The following is a 15,586-nucleotide window of genomic DNA, read 5'->3' as shown; positions in this document are numbered from 1 at the left end:
AGATCATGGAGGGGAAATCTATGAAAAAGAAAGAATATAAAGATAGATTAATTGAATTACTTAATGAAGGAATTGAAGAACTAACAGCAGACCAAGTAATCCAAAAAACGAAATTATTGATTTTTGAATATGAGAAAAAACAAGTGTATAGCACAGAAAATAAGGGGAGACCTTGGATAGATGAAGAGTTAAGAGTAGTATTATCATTTGCACCAACTAAAGAAAACATACTGAAGTTGGCCAAAGGATTTAAACGTAGCTACGGGAGCATTGAACAAATTTTTAGATGGGCTGTGACCACAGATGAAGAGATTATAAATAAGGGAAGAAAAGATGATAGTTTTATAAAACAGATTAGAAGATTGTATAAAGAGATGGGTTGGAAGGCGTAAATTAGAATGTCAATCAATGGAGTGATAACTACACATAACATAATATTCGAGCTGCGGCTCAGTTGGAGCCTAGGTCTGTGAGAAGGATTTCGGAGAGGCATTTCAGCAGACAACCCTGACGGGTTCATGAATACAGAAACGTTATGCGAAACACTTGCATATTATTTGAAGTTAACTCAAGGGGGATTTAAATGAGCAAGTATGACCAAGCAGCTAATAAAGCAGTAGAGCTAATTTATCAAGGAGTAACTAATTCACCAGTCGAAGCCTGGGATATTGCTACGTCTGAATTGTTTGGTAAAGGAACATGGGGGCAAAAGAAGGGGTGTCCAAAGAACGCTTTTCTAGGATTATGCGAAGAGGGATGTATTGAAGGGATTCCAAAAGGTCTTTATAACACAAGAAGAAAATCAAAAAACAAGGATTATGCAATTAAGGCTGTTAAATTAATAAAGGTACAACCAAATCTATTAGAAGACATTAAAGAACTATGGAACAAGGTTACTAATAATAGTGGAATATCACACAATCATCAAATGGATGTTGTAAAGGCAGTCTATAAGAAGAATTACATACAAGGATAATCTTCATGGTATTCTCAGGGATGGCAATTGCAACGCATAACATAATATTCAAGCAGCGGCTCTTTGGAGCCTTGGTCTGCGGGAAGGGTTTCGGAGAGGCACTTCAGCAGACAACCCTGACGGGTTCATGAATACAGAAACGTTAGGCGAAACTGTCATAGAAGATAAGGGGAGGAACATGGGTGTTAAATAATTTTTTGATAATAGGAATTTTTATTGTTGTATTAATTATCTTAGCAATAATATCTGGTTTGATTTTTATGAAGGGTATTGTTCCATTTTGTGAATTTGTAGGTAAGAAGTTGGCTAAGAAATTATTTTCGAAGTATTGGATCTATTTTTTTGAGATTTCATTCTTGATTTTGATTGTTTCATTTGCAACTATTGGTTTATATCTAGTTTCTTTCTCAGAATATCAATCCTTAATATTTATTATCGTTCTAATTATATTTACAATCTTAATCGTTATAGAAACAAGCGCTTATACTGAATTTAGAAATCGAAATAATATTAGCAAAACGAGTGGGATTCTTGGTTGGATTGTTCATAGAGCAGTATGGAAAACGTATATTGCAAAACGTATATTACTTTTTATCGAGCAATTGGTTCATACTTTTTATTTATTTATCCCTTTTTATTTATCTTTGCTAATCATGTCCGAATTAAAATGGAGTGATCAAGATTATTTTTATTCTCTTTTATTCTTACCGATTTACGCTAACGCATGGGTGTATTTAAGATTTAGTAAAAAGATGTACATAGTTAATTTCAATAGCTATGAGACTTTATTTATGAGAAGATTAATTATTTACACACTAATAATTGGTTACTCAATAATGGAATCATACAGTAAGTTTTCTCAGTATCTCTCTAATAAAAATATTTTATCTTTCGAATATTTATTTGTGTATTCAGCTGTGATTGTTTATATAGCAGTTGATAGATTACTCAAAGAAATTGTTTCAGACGTAGAAAAATTTAAAAAAGAGAAGAGTGAGACTGAAAAATTACAAAAAGAAGTAGTAAGAAAAAGACGAATAAGAAGAATAAGATTTTGAGGGTGTCATAGGACAGCATCGCCTAACATAATATTCACACTGCGCTGGCAGTCGTCGGACACCCAGCATGCGCTGGGTCGTGAATACAGGAACGTTATCCGAAAGAACTGGAATGCTATACTACAAACTAAAAAAGAAATAAAAGTCGAAAATTGAGGTAACTCTTAGTAGGGAGTGAAGATTTGTGATGTGGATTGAGATGTCAACGGATGAAACGCATGGAGGAGAAGGATGGGAATTTACAAGATGTCTTTGGTCTCCAGCGTATAAATTAGTGAATAATTCCAGAAGATCTTGGGCTTATTGGAGCAGCTTAATGCGTGTAAAAGAAGGAGACGTTGTTTTACATCTGAAAGGAAACACAAATCCTCGACTCGTAGGATATTCCATTGCTGAAACTGATGGTTTTGTTACAGATCTCAGACCTCCGAATCCCGGACCTAAATGGAATTATGCACAAAAATTTAACAGAGTTAATTTAAAAAACTTTGAGTTATTCAATGAAGAAATTTTGTTAAGCAAAATGTTTAGTGAAAAAGAAAGTCAGCTTAGATATTACTTCAGTATAAATCAAATTAAGAAAGGTCCTGAAAAGAAGCTTTTATTTTATGTAGTTCAAAACGATAGTTTACGTAGGCAAAATGGCGCTTACCTATCAGAGCTAGATAAGACATTAAGTAAGATTCTATTTGATGAAAGTACAATCTATACTGCTGTTAAAGAAAATAATATCAGAAATCATATAAAAGCATACGAAAGTCAGGCAACTTTAGCAATTCGAGTTGGACAAAGTGATTTTTCGAGCAATGTTAAAGAGAACTTTAAATACATGTGTTGTTTTCCGAATTGTGATGTTAGTGATAAAAGTTTTTTGATAGGGGCACATATAGCACGATGGTCAGATAGGCCAGAATTAAGAGGAGAAGTAGATAATGGCTTAAGTCTTTGTTTAATGCATGATAAAGCTTTTGAGATCGGTCTATTTACTTTGGATAATAATTTGTTAGTGTCAGTAAATAATGAGCGTTTAGCAAATTACAGTGATCCAATAAAACGAATTAAGGAATTTAACGGATATCCTATTAAGCAGGCACAAACACCAATTAATGTTGATCATTTAAAACATCATTGGACAAGAGTTGGATTTAAACCCTAAACACAAATATTTGTAGCTGCCTCAAAGACGCCAGCTCCTTCGAATAACATAATATTCACGCATCGGACATTCGTCCTCGGTCCGGCAGGAGCCAGACACCCAGCATACGCTGGGTCGTGAATACGGGAACGTTATATGAAGGGCTGCAAGTGTTATAAAACAAAGAGGACTATACAATTTCCAGAAAGTACTTTATTCTGTAAAGTAAAATATTTCAATAAAGGAATGACACAGATGGATGAAAGCAATGCAAGAAAAGTTAATTGGTTTGTGAGAGGGTTACTTATTGTCTTCATCTTATATCTATTAGGGATAATTACAACTGGATTTTTAATAGGGAATCCCTCCTATAGCTTGACTCCTGAATATATTACTTTGTTTATATTAATTACAATTTTGATCCTATCAGAGTCATTTGATAATTTAAGTATGGGTAAATACTTATCTCTTTCTAGAGAGATTAAGAAGAAGAAAGAAGAGGTAAATGAAATCAAACAGGAGAATACTGACCTCAGGGAACATATTATAAAGATGACAACCCTTATTAATCAGAATCAACATCAATCCAATACTACAATTAATGGTCTAACACCTGAACTATTACATATGCTTGGAGTAATAAAAGCAAAAGATAATAAAGACGACGAAATCGATATTGGTAACATCTCTATTAGTGAAACACCTACTAATACTGATATGCTAAGTTCGATAACAGTGAGTGATCCAAAGATGCCACAATACAATAAACGTGATTTTTTTAGATTTGCTGAGAAAGAGTCTATAGACAATTACCTAGAAAAGCACCTGATTCCCGAAGGAAACATTATCCGAGATGCACAATTCACTCCGGCTTTTCAGGGTTTAGATCCAATAATGGAACGGAGAATAATTTTTGATGCGTACCTCAAGACTGAATTTAAAGAATATTTCTTCGAAGTTCTTTTATCTATTAATCCAATGACTTTAGATCGCTTATATGTACAGCTATCAAAAATAAATTTTTACAATCAAGCAAAGCACGTAAAAGGACAATTGATAGTATTGATTGTAGAATTTCCCAATGAGTTAGATAGTACTTCTGTTCGTCAACCTTTCCGACCAGAAAGAATCATTGAAGCTTTCCAACCTGCAATTTCAAATGATTTATTAATGATAGAGTTGGTACCTTTCAGTATAGAGGATATTGAAAGGTGGAAAAAAGAACTGAATTAAGTAGTATTAAGAACCAGCTCTAATACTGGTTCTTATCTTTTTTGTTTGTATTTCAAAGAGGTCATCCCATCATATAACATCGTTTTCACGTAACGGGTCTAAGGCCCCTAGTCTGCTAGAGGGATTTCGTGGAGGCATAATCAGCAGACAACCCTGCGAGACTAAGTGGCGGAGCCACCCGACAGCAAGCTGTCTTAAGCCTCTCCAGGTTCGTGAACACACAAACGTTATCTGAAACCATTGCAAACCTGTAAATCAATAACAAGGAGAACAATAATGTACGTTATAAGAGCGACACAAAAACTGCTAAAAGAAATGGATTGTAAAGTACAAAAAACAGATATATCTGTTCCGTTAAATACATGGCATGCCAATATGTTCACTTTGAATAGAAGAAAAACAATCGTATTTATGAATGACTTATCAAGATTAAGTTTAACGATCGTAGGATTTAAAAAGGCACAATTAAAAAGTGTAGAAGAGTTATTTGTTAATGAACTAAGAAATTATTTAATGAGTGAGGAAATCGAGGAAAAAGTAATCAGCAGGTATATCGAAGAAAATGAAGGTATGATTATCACAACTACTAATAATCGAAGTGTGATAGGAACATTAAATGAAATTATCTATACGATGAAAATCATAGAGCGAGAATTTGTTGAAGGAATAGAAAGAAATCAATGGAATAACCGATTCATCTATAAAGCAATAAAATATGAGTATCCCATCGAGGTGTTTAAGAAGGCGATGGAAGAAAACTACAGAGGATAATGAAAGTAAGCGCAAAGAAACAATGGAATCAGATAACATAATATTCAAGCTGCGGCTCCTGATGGAGCCTAGGTCTGCAGGAAGGATATCGAAGAGGGAATTCAGCAGACAACCCCTGACGGGGTTCATGAATACAGAAACGTCAAGTGAAATTCCGAGGCAAAATTGAAAGGAAGCTAGAGGATGATTAATGGAGATCAATTAAATCAATTTGAGACTGCAAAAAATTATCAAGAAGCCTTTCTGTCAACGAAAAGAGAGTGGGACAAAGGGAAGCGTGACTTGAGTATATGCTTGAATTTAGGTTTTATATCCTGGTATTTGAGTGTCGAATCTGGAAATACGTTTGTTACTCAGGGGCTTGATGATAACGATTATGAAATGATTGAATTGACATTAAACGAAATTACAGAAGAAGGGATACATAATTTCTCGAAAGAGACGCAGTTTTTATTGATTTTCGGTTATATGATCACTTTGTTTCCTCATCATTTTGGAGACTATGAGCATTGGGAAAGCATAGGGAAAAACATGCTGTCAAAAGCATACGAGTTGGAACCAAGTGATCCAATAATTGAAATGGTTTTTCTTGCGGACAGTATGAGAAGTGAAGGTTATAAAAATGCTTGTTTAAGAGCAAAAGAACATATTAAAGACAGATTTAAGAATAAAGGATTAATGGATAAATATTTTCAAGACGTATTTGATAGGTAATTCAGAGAAACATCACTTAACATAATATTCACGCTGCGGACATTCGTCCTTGGTACGGCAGGAGCCGGACACCTCAGCATACGCTGTGGTCGTGAATAAAGAAACGTTATACGACAGAGTCAGAAGTAATAGAAATAGAAAAAGAGGATCATATGATCCTCTAAATGCTAGAGTTTTTCGATTCACTAAAGAGTTGTAGAGCGTCTTTGAAACCTTGTATGTAGATGCTTCTTTCTAAGATGGATTGGAGAGAAATTTGAGCATCTTCGTACAGAAAAACCGTATGTTGAAGTTGATCGGGTAACGCTTCGCGAAGCGTTCTAAAGTATCGATCTGTCTCCGAAGAAAGCTGATTGTACTCCGTATGGTACTCCAGAAGCTCAGCAAAGAGTAATTCTAAACGTATTCTTATAAGTGGCTCTGTCAATGATTCTAATGCATTAATCATATGTTGTTCCTCCTTTAATTAACTTCGTAGAGTTATTAAATAACCTTATAGAGTTAATTGCAAGGTGAATATTTAACTTTGTAGAGTTAAATCTTTGCTTTTCGTTGATGATTACTGATATGGGAGATAAGATAGAATTATGGAGGGGAAAAGATGACCGTAATCAAGTGCAATATAAGGGAACTCATGGCAGAACATCGAATAGATGATATAACAGAATTGATGGCGAAATCGGGATTGAGTCGGAATTCAATTAATAAGCTATATAGGGAAACGAATATAGAAACAACAAAGCTGGAGACTTTATTCAAGCTTTGCGATACATTTAACTGTAAATTATCTGATTTGATTGAATATCTACCTGGAGATAATCAATAGTGAGGGCAGATTCAAGAAGTGAATCCGTCGTATAACATAATATTCAAGCAGTGGGCTCCTTCGGAGCCTTGGTCTGCGGATGGATTTCGGAGAGGTACGGATATAAATATTAAATTAAACTTGAAAGCGGTGCACTTATGGCAAATCAAATGGATATTGGAGCTATCACATTACTTGATGTTTTAGGATGGAAGGGAATATGGCAACGCCGGATAGATGCAATTGACGCTCTTGAGGGGCTACTGAACAAAGCCGAATCAAAAGTAAAAGAACATTTCAATTCAGGTAAAGAAAACCACCTAAAAACTGTTGATGGATTAAAAGTAGAATTTAGAAGTATTTCAGATACTATTGCTTTAGTTACATATGGAGAAATAAACAAAGCCATAGCTTATCAATCCCTGATTAATAGCTACCTTGTTTCACTATCTATACAGGCACAAATCCCATTAAGAGGAGCCACATCGTACGGTGAATTAAGAATAAGTAATAATATTATGGTTGGACCAGCTGTAGATGAAGTGGCTTCTTGGTATGAGATGTCAGATACTATAGGTGTATTTTTAACTCCTTCTGCTTTATTACAAACGGATTTAAATGAAATTATCTTTGTTCCTCCTACTCTTGTATATGACGATGTTAAAATCAAAGGCTATCCTACTTATAAAACTATTTGTATTAATTGGGTAGCTGTATGGGGGTATATTTTAAAACTTAATAGAAAGGATTTGGTTAACCAATTTCTAAAGATGGGTCCAATCACGCCTAATATTTTTTCGAAGTATTTCAATTCATTAGATTTCTATGATAAGCATGTAGTGGAAGTTGAAGGATATATTGTGTCGAAGGAAATTGCAACACAAAAGAAGTAGAGCAAATAGAATTATGATAAGAATTAGTTGAGATCAGTAAGCAGATTCGAAGAAACGCACACGTCGTTAACATTACATTTCTGTGTCGTCGCTGGCGCTCCTTGGTTACCAAGAGGGATATCAGAGAAGTTTATTCAAGCAACACATCCAATCGGCTAAGTCTGGCGACCAGGCATTTCGTGCCTTAAGCCGCTTGAAACGTTAGAAATGCGCGAACGTTATAGGAAATCAGTAAAATGAGCAAAGAAATTTAGAGTGGAAAGGATTTATATGAATAAAATAACATGCATAGATTGCTTCGAACTTTCTTCAACTTTTACTCAATTGGATATGAATCCATTAATTAGTATCATATCTTACGTTGATGAATTACAACAATATGTTGAAATATATGATGAAGATAAATTATATATGAAGTTATATTGCTCAAGATGCAACTCTAAAATTTCATTTCAGGATTACTACATTACAGAAGAAAACAAAGAAAAACTCGCTAAAAAAGTTAGTGAATTCATCGGTGAACAAATATCTCGATTCATTCACTATTGTTCTGAGTGTGAAATAGTTAGAGAGTTATATCAAGCCAATGATATGAGTGTTTCTGAGATTGGAAAAAAAATGTACAACGAAGGAGTACCGATAGATAAGTTTTTAGAAGAGCATTTTGTTCCTAGTGAATATGTTGAATATGTAACTCCTTTCTTAAATTGTAGCTGTTGTGGATTTGGGATTAGTACTGAAACAAAGACTTATCCAAAAGGCCGCTTTGATTATTCTACTAAAATTTTTACGAATGAAGATATTCATAGCTTTTTAGAAATTGATCTAGATGATTGGGGACAATATGCGGAAAAGTATAGTATATTCTTGCGAAAAGTCGAAGTAATGAGTTTTGTGTCTTTTTTAAAGAAGAATCCTATGCTAGGATTCAAGCATTCTATTGGTGCTAGATTTTATGAGTTGTTTGAAAAAATGTTTAATGAAGGAGACTACATTACCTTAGCTCCGAAAGTTCAATTGTTTAGAGGAAGAACTAGGCAGATAGGAGGAGAGCAATTTAAAGCATCAAATATGTGGGAACCCCCGTTTGGGGTATCTTCTCATGGTAGATACAATATTGTTGGAACATCAGTTCTATACTTAACTGATAATAAAGAAATAATACCATATGAAGTTAATTATAGAAGTGATCAAGAATTAGATATTGCATTATTTAATGTTAAGAAACCGTTGAAGATTCTTGATTTGAGTGACTTATTAGGCGATTTCGGTAGATATTTGTCACAAACTACAAATGATTTGAATTTGTTGAAATTTGAATATTTATTAACGAATTATATTTCTGCATGCTGTATTGATATTGGCTTCAATGGAGTTAAATATAGAAGTGTAAAGGAAGGAAAATATAATAATTTTGTACTTTTTAATTATCGAAAAGAAGAGGATCTAGAAATTTTATCTGTAGAAACCAATAAAGTTCACATTTTATATAAGATGATTAAAACAAAGAAGATATAAAGTGATGAATCAAGTATTTCAGTGAAGTCGCTGACATCCTATAACATAATATTCAAGCTACGGCTCCTTCGGAGCCTTGGTCTGCTGGATGGATTTCGAGGAGGCATTTCAGACAGATACATCCGACTTTGTCGGACGTCATGAATACTGGAACGTTAGATGAAATATCTGCAAAGTTCGAAGGAGTTGAATATAGTTGGAAGACAATTTACTAGAAATATGGAAACAAGAATATCTAGCTCAAGATGATACCTATCGTAATCATGTGAATAAATTTGTAAATTACATTGTATCAATTGGTAAGTCAAATCAACCTATTAGTATTAATAAAGATGATATCGTAAATTGTGTTGGGCATTATAACAATATGAAGAAAATTAATACCATTAGTACAATGGAGAGCCATCTTGAATCCATCAAATCATTTTATAAATATCTATTTGCTAGGAATAAAACGAATAATATTTTTAATGATATTCCGTCGTATCAAGATTTTAAAGAATTGATTATTCAGCGCTATCAACTACATGAACCTAGAAATAGAGGGTATTGGGAAGATAGCGAACTTAGCGATATAGTTGAGGCTTTGGATGATTACTTTGATAATAATGACTTATCAGATATCACAAAAGCAAATGCAAGAAAGAAATATTTCAAGTTTCTAGTTCTAAGATTGTTTATAAAATTTACTCTTATAGCACCTACTAAAAAGTCTGTAATTTGCTCATTGACAATAGAGAATTTCATGGAGCAATATAGAGTTCTTCAAATTAATGAAACCAGAATTAATATTCCTAATGGACTTAGAAGAGATATTATATTTTCGATATCTATCGCAGAAAAAAATCGAAATAAAAAAATAACGAAAGATGATAATCTATTCGAGTTTATCTATAATGAAAATTTTAAAGTAGAAAGGCTAAATGAATACTTTTGCTCGTTTCTTAAAACTACAAAGGTTATCGAAATTCCAGATAATGTTGATACATATCCTGTAGAAATAATTATGGATTCAGCATTGTTTGAACTACTAAGAAATGGTGCCAACCCAGCATTGATCGCTAAAATTAATGGTCAATCATTAGCCGCAATAGAATTAAAGTTCTATTCTAATGGAATTCCCATCATTGACGCTGACAATTTAATAAATAATGAAATTTCAAAAGCATCATTTTATAAGTTTTTATAGCAAATCAAAGAAATCAGATACTTCATCTAACATTATGTTCAAGCAGCGGCTCCGTTGGAGCCTGGGTCTGCGGGAAGGAATTCGGAGAAGCATTTCAGCAGACAACCCCTTCGGGGTTCATGAATACAGAAACGTTATATGAAAGATCGGTAGACCTTTAAAAAGAGAAGAATTAGAAAAGGGGGATAATAAAAATGGATGAAATTTACTTTTTGAGACATTACCTCTCGTCTCTCAGGTATCGATGTTCAAAAGCAATTCTAAATGCTCCAAGTAATTACCCGAATTATGAGCTCGGTAACGGTGTAAGAACTCCAATTGAAATTTTGGCACACATGTCTGATGTCATAAGATATGCCCAATCCGTTTTTGATAACCAAGTACAACTTAAGAAAGAATCAGGAAACTGGAATGACGAAGTACAGACATTTTTTAATGAGCTGCATAACTTAGACAATTTAATGAAATCAAATGGAATACCAAACAAAGATAGAATTATCGAAAAACTGATTCAAGGACCATTATCAGATGCAATGACACATGTTGGTCAATTGTCAATGATAAGAAGAATGGCTGGAGATTCAATACCTGGAGAGAATTTCTTTATTGCTGAAGTAAAGGTTGAATAGTTATTGATAATAGTTCAAGCAGACCGATCCTTCAGATAACAAAATATTCACGCTTCGGGCCCTTCGGCCCTCGGTTCGCCCGATGAGGCAAAGCTGAAAGTGGATTCAGGCGAACACACCCCCACCACCAAACCGCGCTGCGGCCAGTCACCTCGTTCCTTTAAGGTGGTGGGGCGTCGTGAATACAACAACGTTATCTGAAACCAATGCTCAATGCAAATAAAAGATAAAAATTAAGGAGCCAATAATGCAATTATCTCAGAATAGTATGAGTGGAATTAAAGGCTGGCTGCTTTTCTTTGTGATCTATTCTTTTTATCTACTTATAAGTAATTTAATAGGTCTTTATTTCGAATTTTATATTTATATGTTAGTTGGAACAATTGGTTGGAATCTTGCTAGAACTATTTCTGTCGGAATATATTTATTTTCTGAAGTCTTAATTATTGTTTCTCTAGTGCTTATATTGAAGAAGAAAAGGAAAGGACCAAATATAATAATTCAAATTGAAATAATCACTATAATATTTGGATTTTTAAACTTCATTCTCACAATTAACAAAATAGATGAACTCCCAAGTTTAATCTCTACAATTATTTTTGGATCAATATGGATTTTGTATTTTAAAAACTCAAAACGAGTCAAAGCAACATTTGAAAGTTAATCAAGAAGGCATTGGCATCAGATAACAAAATATTCACGCATCGGGCCATTCGGCCCTCGGTCCGGCAGAGACATTTTGGGGGAGTGGAAGCAGCCGGACAACCCTGCACTGGCTAAGTCCGTCGGACCCGGCGCGTTCGCTCCTTAAGCCAGTGAGGGTTCGTGAATACAAGAACGTTATCTGAAAGATCTGCCCCAGAGAGAGTGAAAGTATTATATTCGCAACGTCCTGTTGCTCGAAGAAATTATACAGATTCATGGGTGGTGTTTTATGAATTCAGGATTTCATGGGAATACATTCGCAGTAATAATAGCAGTGGAAAATTATCAATTTAGAATCAAGACAGTTGATTATGCGAGGAATGATGCAATAGCATTTCAACAATGGCTTATAAATAATCTTAAAGTACCTCAAGAAAATATTAAGCTTTGGCTTGATGTTGATGCGACAAAATCCGCGCTTAATGAAGAACTTCAATATGAGATATCAAATCTTACTGAAAGTGATCGATTTATTTTCTATTATGCTGGTCATGGATTTTATGATGGAGGATATAACAAAATAACAACGTGGGACACTCACCCAAATAATATACAAGAAACTACTGTTTCACTAAACCGAATATTAATGGAGCCACTAAGAAACTCAAGATGTAATCAATGTTTGATATTTATAGATGCATGTGCGAGTTATATTGATGAGCAATTAGTTAGCAGAGATTTTATTGCTGATATGAATACCAAAGAGTTTAGCGATTTTGTGCGATCAAGCAATTATAGAGCTATGTTTCTGTCATGTTCACGTGGAGAGAAATCATACGGTAGTCCAGAACTAGAACATGGAATATGGACACATTTTCTGATAAAGGCATTAAATGGAGAAGCCCCCGAAGCAGTTGAACGTGAACGATTTATTACTAGTACATCATTGCAGAATTATTTAGGCAAAATAGTTCCGGATTATATTAAATCTAGTACAGACATAAGAGGAACTCAAAAACCATGGGCCGAAGTCTCTAGCTCAAATACATTTATTATTTATGAAGTTTCAGGAGCTAATTCTGAAGGAAGTAATAATTATATTGATTTTATATTTATTCCTGAAAGGCTTATTATTGATTTTGAAAATGACTTGATAATTGCTCATCTTAGAGGTCTCGAGAATGATGGAAGACATTTTCCAATGTATGATTATGAAGGATTGAAAGAAATAGATGTAGAGGCGTATTGTATAAGGATTAGTAAGGTTAAGAATGAAATAAGAAAGATATTAGAAGAAATTATGGATTTTCTAATGGAGTACGAGTGGGAGGAAGAAGTTATATTTGAGAGAAGTGATGATAAATTCAACATTAGTGGATTTCTTTACGAAGATGACAAAACGAGAGAAATAACTGTTTCTCTGGGGCTATCCTTGAAAATTTCAGGCCTACACCTAATGGGTGATACAATATTTAATTCTGAATTCGACGTTGCTAATGATGAACTTAAAATATATACAGATTCTAGTGATTACAATGTAGAGGAAGTAGAGATTCAAGAAATCTTTTCGGATTGCTGGGATGAAATTAGAAGATATTTTTTGCTTGAAAAGGAAATTTAAAAAGAATTATTAAATGTAATTGACGAGTAAATAGATATTCAGTTGAAATATATTATAACATTAGTAATTAAATGTGGGTCGACGTCCTGTCTTAATTCGGAGATGTGGGGCAGATCCATCAGATAACAACATATTCACGCTGCGGCTCCTGGCGGAGCCTTGATCTGTCCGAGGCATTTCGAGGAAGTGAAGTCAGGCAGATAACCCTGCGAACCTAAGTCTGCAAGCGAACCCGGCCGGTCAAGCCGGTCTTAAGGTTCTCGGGTTCGAGAATACAAGAACGTTATGTGTAATTATTGAAAAGATCATGGAGGGGAAATCTATGAAAAAGAAAGAATATAAAGATAGATTAATTGAATTACTTAATGAAGGAATTGAAGAACTAACAACAGACCAAGTAATCCAAAAAACGAAATTATTAATTTTTGAATATGAGAAAAAACAAGCGTATAGCGCAGAAAATAAGGGGAGACCTTAGACAGATGAAGAGTTAAGGGTAGTATTATCATTTGCACCAACTAAAGAAAACATACTGAAGTTGGCCAAAGGATTTAAACGTAGCTGCGGGAGCATTGAACAAATTTTTAGATGGGCTGTAACCACAGATGAAGAGATTATAAATAAGAGAAGAGAAGATGATAGTTTTATAAAACAGATTAGAAGATTGTATAAAGAGATGGGTTGGAAGGCGTAAATTAAAATGTCAATCAATGGAGTGATAACTACACATAACATAATATTCAAGCTGCGGCCCCGTTGGAGCCTAGGTCTGTGAGAAGGATTTCGGAGAGGCATTTCAGCAGACAACCCCTTCGGGGTTCATGAATACAAAAACGTTAAGTGAAATCACCTAAATACTAAATTGGAGTTGATCTTATGGAATTTTCTGAGGTGATTGATTTTCTAAGTAATGATAATAGTTATTGGAGTTCTCGTGGACATGAAGAAATAGATATACCATTTGATGTTACGCCTTCAGAATACTTGTCCTTTGCTGAATTTGATTTAGAATCGGGAACTGAAAAACACAGTTTAATAAATGCTCTCTCAAATGCAAAGAGATCTCTTGACTGCCAAATTGATTGTTTGATGATTGCATTTGGTTTTTTTGGAAATTCAAAAAAATGGAATGTACCTAAGAAGATAGAGACTTTAAAAAACTTAGGAATTATTGCTCCTAGAATATTAAATAAAATAAATTCTGTAAGGAATTTAGTTGAACATGAATTTGTTGTTCCAAATAAAGAACAAGTGTCAGACTTTATAGATATTGTTGCACTATTCAATGCAAGTACAGAAAAACATATTTTTAATTTCCCGGGAGATAGTCAAATAGAACACGATTTAATAAAAGAAGTTTTTCTAGATATCAAGTTTAAACGTAACCAAAGAAACATAAAAATAGAAGTAAGAGAGAAAGGTGTAACAGATAGACAGATATTTAATATTGATTCAAGTCATGATAATTATATAATTTTTATGAAACATTATATTGAGAATTTTTCTAAATCGTGACGAATATAACTCGAAGATAAGTGACTTTACTTAAACAATATACTCACGCACTGGGCATGTACCCTCGTTCCGGCAGAGGCCAGACATCCCAGCATTCGCTAGGGTCGTGAATACAGGAACGTTAAGTGAAATTCTAATTAAATGATATAATGTAACCATAAAAAGGACAGGAGGGATTAATGTGAAGTGGCAAGAAGTACAACAAATCTTCCCGAATCAATTTGTAAAGTTTGAAATTCTTCATTTCGAAGAGACAGAAAATAAAGAAATCATAGATGACGTCGCTGTGATTGGTCCTGTAAGTGACGAAGAAGCAACAAGAGAGTTGTTGAATAGCCGAGACAAAACCTTGGTTTATCATACTTCTAAGGACCAGGTCATTGTGAAGGTTCGGAAGAATGTTGGTTTAAGGAGAAATCTATAAATGAAAATTGAGTATAGGGATGGGCTGTTGTTCACCGAAATAACAGTCCATTTTAATGGAGAAAAGAAAGTCATAAATAACATAGTTATTGACACAGGAGCAAGCCATACATTGATTTCACAGGATGAAGTAGATGATATTGGGATTCAGGTCGGGATGGATGACGAAATCATAACAAGTTACGGAATTGGAGGGAAAGAACACGCATTTTCCAAACGGATCAAGGGAATACAGGTAGGAGATTTTATTTTAAGAGATGTACTCATAGATTTTACTTCATTTAAATATCACAATATCAACAGATTATTGGGATTAGACATATTGGTAAAAGGCAAATTCAATGTAGATCTAGAGAACTTTAAACTCTCTCGTTCATAAAGCCATTAAATTTAAAAAGGTTATTCAAAAAAAGTTGAACTTCACTTAACATAATATTCACACTATGTTTCCGATGGAACCT

Annotated in this window: 19 protein-coding genes; 18 read left to right on the top strand and 1 reads right to left on the bottom strand. The window is 34.0% G+C overall.

The features are described from left to right. The first annotated feature begins 20 nt into the window (after positions 1-20). The 7 genes from MKX36_RS17310 to MKX36_RS17280 all read left to right on the top strand — a co-directional run bounded on the left by MKX36_RS17310 (position 21) and on the right by MKX36_RS17280 (position 5,887). A complete protein-coding gene (locus MKX36_RS17310) occupies positions 21-392 on the top strand; it encodes a hypothetical protein (RefSeq protein ID WP_340865167.1) in 372 nt (123 codons plus the stop codon). 191 nt (positions 393-583) lie between these two features. Continuing rightward, on the top strand, positions 584-976 hold the full coding sequence (locus MKX36_RS17305; protein ID WP_340865166.1) for a DUF6979 family protein: 393 nt from the start codon (positions 584-586) through the stop codon (positions 974-976). Positions 977-1,158: 182 nt separating this feature from the next. Further along, entirely contained in the window at positions 1,159-2,034 is an 876-nt protein-coding gene (locus MKX36_RS17300; RefSeq protein ID WP_340865165.1) for a hypothetical protein, read from the top strand. Positions 2,035-2,221: 187 nt separating this feature from the next. Continuing rightward, positions 2,222-3,190, top strand: coding sequence for an HNH endonuclease signature motif containing protein (locus MKX36_RS17295; RefSeq protein WP_340866121.1), 969 nt, complete (start codon positions 2,222-2,224; stop codon positions 3,188-3,190). A gap of 234 nt (positions 3,191-3,424) precedes the next feature. Beyond that, on the top strand, positions 3,425-4,402 hold the full coding sequence (locus tag MKX36_RS17290) for a hypothetical protein (RefSeq protein ID WP_340865164.1): 978 nt from the start codon (positions 3,425-3,427) through the stop codon (positions 4,400-4,402). Positions 4,403-4,678: 276 nt separating this feature from the next. Then, positions 4,679-5,173 carry a DUF6933 domain-containing protein gene (locus tag MKX36_RS17285; RefSeq protein WP_340865163.1) on the top strand — a complete coding sequence of 165 codons (495 nt, stop codon included), beginning with the start codon at positions 4,679-4,681 and terminating at the stop codon, positions 5,171-5,173. Positions 5,174-5,356: 183 nt separating this feature from the next. Continuing rightward, positions 5,357-5,887, top strand: coding sequence for a hypothetical protein (locus MKX36_RS17280; RefSeq protein ID WP_069010393.1), 531 nt, complete (start codon positions 5,357-5,359; stop codon positions 5,885-5,887). A gap of 160 nt (positions 5,888-6,047) precedes the next feature. On the opposite strand, the gene MKX36_RS17275 is transcribed toward MKX36_RS17280, so the two are convergent. Next, positions 6,048-6,335, bottom strand: a complete 288-nt coding sequence (locus MKX36_RS17275; RefSeq protein ID WP_340865162.1) for a DUF6809 family protein — start codon at positions 6,333-6,335, stop codon at positions 6,048-6,050. Positions 6,336-6,488: 153 nt separating this feature from the next. Here MKX36_RS17275 and MKX36_RS17270 point away from each other — a divergent pair, with 153 nt between their 5' ends. From MKX36_RS17270 to MKX36_RS17220, 11 genes are all read left to right on the top strand, one after another. Further along, complete coding sequence (locus MKX36_RS17270; RefSeq protein ID WP_069291285.1) at positions 6,489-6,713, top strand: helix-turn-helix domain-containing protein; 225 nt, start codon at positions 6,489-6,491, stop codon at positions 6,711-6,713. Between the two features lie 137 nt (positions 6,714-6,850). Beyond that, a complete protein-coding gene (locus MKX36_RS17265; RefSeq protein ID WP_340865159.1) occupies positions 6,851-7,585 on the top strand; it encodes a hypothetical protein in 735 nt (244 codons plus the stop codon). Between the two features lie 270 nt (positions 7,586-7,855). Then, positions 7,856-9,103 (top strand): RES family NAD+ phosphorylase, encoded by a 1,248-nt coding sequence (locus tag MKX36_RS17260; protein ID WP_340865157.1) that lies wholly within the window; start codon positions 7,856-7,858, stop codon positions 9,101-9,103. A gap of 196 nt (positions 9,104-9,299) precedes the next feature. After that, positions 9,300-10,292 (top strand): integrase, encoded by a 993-nt coding sequence (locus MKX36_RS17255; protein ID WP_340865155.1) that lies wholly within the window; start codon positions 9,300-9,302, stop codon positions 10,290-10,292. 194 nt (positions 10,293-10,486) lie between these two features. Continuing rightward, entirely contained in the window at positions 10,487-10,921 is a 435-nt protein-coding gene (locus MKX36_RS17250) for a hypothetical protein (RefSeq protein ID WP_016324600.1), read from the top strand. 247 nt (positions 10,922-11,168) lie between these two features. Continuing rightward, a complete protein-coding gene (locus MKX36_RS17245; RefSeq protein ID WP_058829979.1) occupies positions 11,169-11,585 on the top strand; it encodes a DUF2569 family protein in 417 nt (138 codons plus the stop codon). Positions 11,586-11,855: 270 nt separating this feature from the next. Beyond that, complete coding sequence (locus MKX36_RS17240) at positions 11,856-13,187, top strand: caspase family protein (RefSeq protein WP_340865149.1); 1,332 nt, start codon at positions 11,856-11,858, stop codon at positions 13,185-13,187. 322 nt (positions 13,188-13,509) lie between these two features. After that, positions 13,510-13,665: a hypothetical protein gene (locus MKX36_RS17235; protein WP_340865146.1), complete on the top strand. Its 156-nt coding sequence runs from the start codon at positions 13,510-13,512 to the stop codon at positions 13,663-13,665. A 398-nt stretch (positions 13,666-14,063) separates the two neighbouring features. Continuing rightward, positions 14,064-14,702: a hypothetical protein gene (locus MKX36_RS17230; protein ID WP_013372315.1), complete on the top strand. Its 639-nt coding sequence runs from the start codon at positions 14,064-14,066 to the stop codon at positions 14,700-14,702. A 181-nt stretch (positions 14,703-14,883) separates the two neighbouring features. Further along, a complete protein-coding gene (locus MKX36_RS17225) occupies positions 14,884-15,126 on the top strand; it encodes a hypothetical protein (RefSeq protein ID WP_013372314.1) in 243 nt (80 codons plus the stop codon). Further along, entirely contained in the window at positions 15,127-15,504 is a 378-nt protein-coding gene (locus MKX36_RS17220) for a retropepsin-like aspartic protease (RefSeq protein WP_340865143.1), read from the top strand. Positions 15,505-15,586 lie beyond the last annotated feature (82 nt).

This window comes from Paenibacillus sp. FSL W8-0439 (assembly GCF_038008995.1).
Lineage (GTDB): Bacteria > Bacillota > Bacilli > Paenibacillales > Paenibacillaceae > Paenibacillus > Paenibacillus polymyxa.
This window is presented reverse-complemented; position numbering and strand designations above follow the sequence as displayed.

Coding starts and splice junctions, on each gene's coding strand:
- MKX36_RS17310 (WP_340865167.1), top strand. CDS start 21: ATGAAAAAGAAAGAATATAAAGATAGATTAATTGAATTACTTAATGAA.
- MKX36_RS17305 (WP_340865166.1), top strand. CDS start 584: ATGAGCAAGTATGACCAAGCAGCTAATAAAGCAGTAGAGCTAATTTAT.
- MKX36_RS17295 (WP_340866121.1), top strand. CDS start 2,222: ATGTGGATTGAGATGTCAACGGATGAAACGCATGGAGGAGAAGGATGG.
- MKX36_RS17290 (WP_340865164.1), top strand. CDS start 3,425: ATGGATGAAAGCAATGCAAGAAAAGTTAATTGGTTTGTGAGAGGGTTA.
- MKX36_RS17285 (WP_340865163.1), top strand. CDS start 4,679: ATGTACGTTATAAGAGCGACACAAAAACTGCTAAAAGAAATGGATTGT.
- MKX36_RS17280 (WP_069010393.1), top strand. CDS start 5,357: ATGATTAATGGAGATCAATTAAATCAATTTGAGACTGCAAAAAATTAT.
- MKX36_RS17275 (WP_340865162.1), bottom strand. CDS start 6,335: ATGATTAATGCATTAGAATCATTGACAGAGCCACTTATAAGAATACGT.
- MKX36_RS17270 (WP_069291285.1), top strand. CDS start 6,489: ATGACCGTAATCAAGTGCAATATAAGGGAACTCATGGCAGAACATCGA.
- MKX36_RS17265 (WP_340865159.1), top strand. CDS start 6,851: ATGGCAAATCAAATGGATATTGGAGCTATCACATTACTTGATGTTTTA.
- MKX36_RS17260 (WP_340865157.1), top strand. CDS start 7,856: ATGAATAAAATAACATGCATAGATTGCTTCGAACTTTCTTCAACTTTT.
- MKX36_RS17250 (WP_016324600.1), top strand. CDS start 10,487: ATGGATGAAATTTACTTTTTGAGACATTACCTCTCGTCTCTCAGGTAT.
- MKX36_RS17245 (WP_058829979.1), top strand. CDS start 11,169: ATGCAATTATCTCAGAATAGTATGAGTGGAATTAAAGGCTGGCTGCTT.
- MKX36_RS17240 (WP_340865149.1), top strand. CDS start 11,856: ATGAATTCAGGATTTCATGGGAATACATTCGCAGTAATAATAGCAGTG.
- MKX36_RS17235 (WP_340865146.1), top strand. CDS start 13,510: ATGAAAAAGAAAGAATATAAAGATAGATTAATTGAATTACTTAATGAA.
- MKX36_RS17230 (WP_013372315.1), top strand. CDS start 14,064: ATGGAATTTTCTGAGGTGATTGATTTTCTAAGTAATGATAATAGTTAT.
- MKX36_RS17220 (WP_340865143.1), top strand. CDS start 15,127: ATGAAAATTGAGTATAGGGATGGGCTGTTGTTCACCGAAATAACAGTC.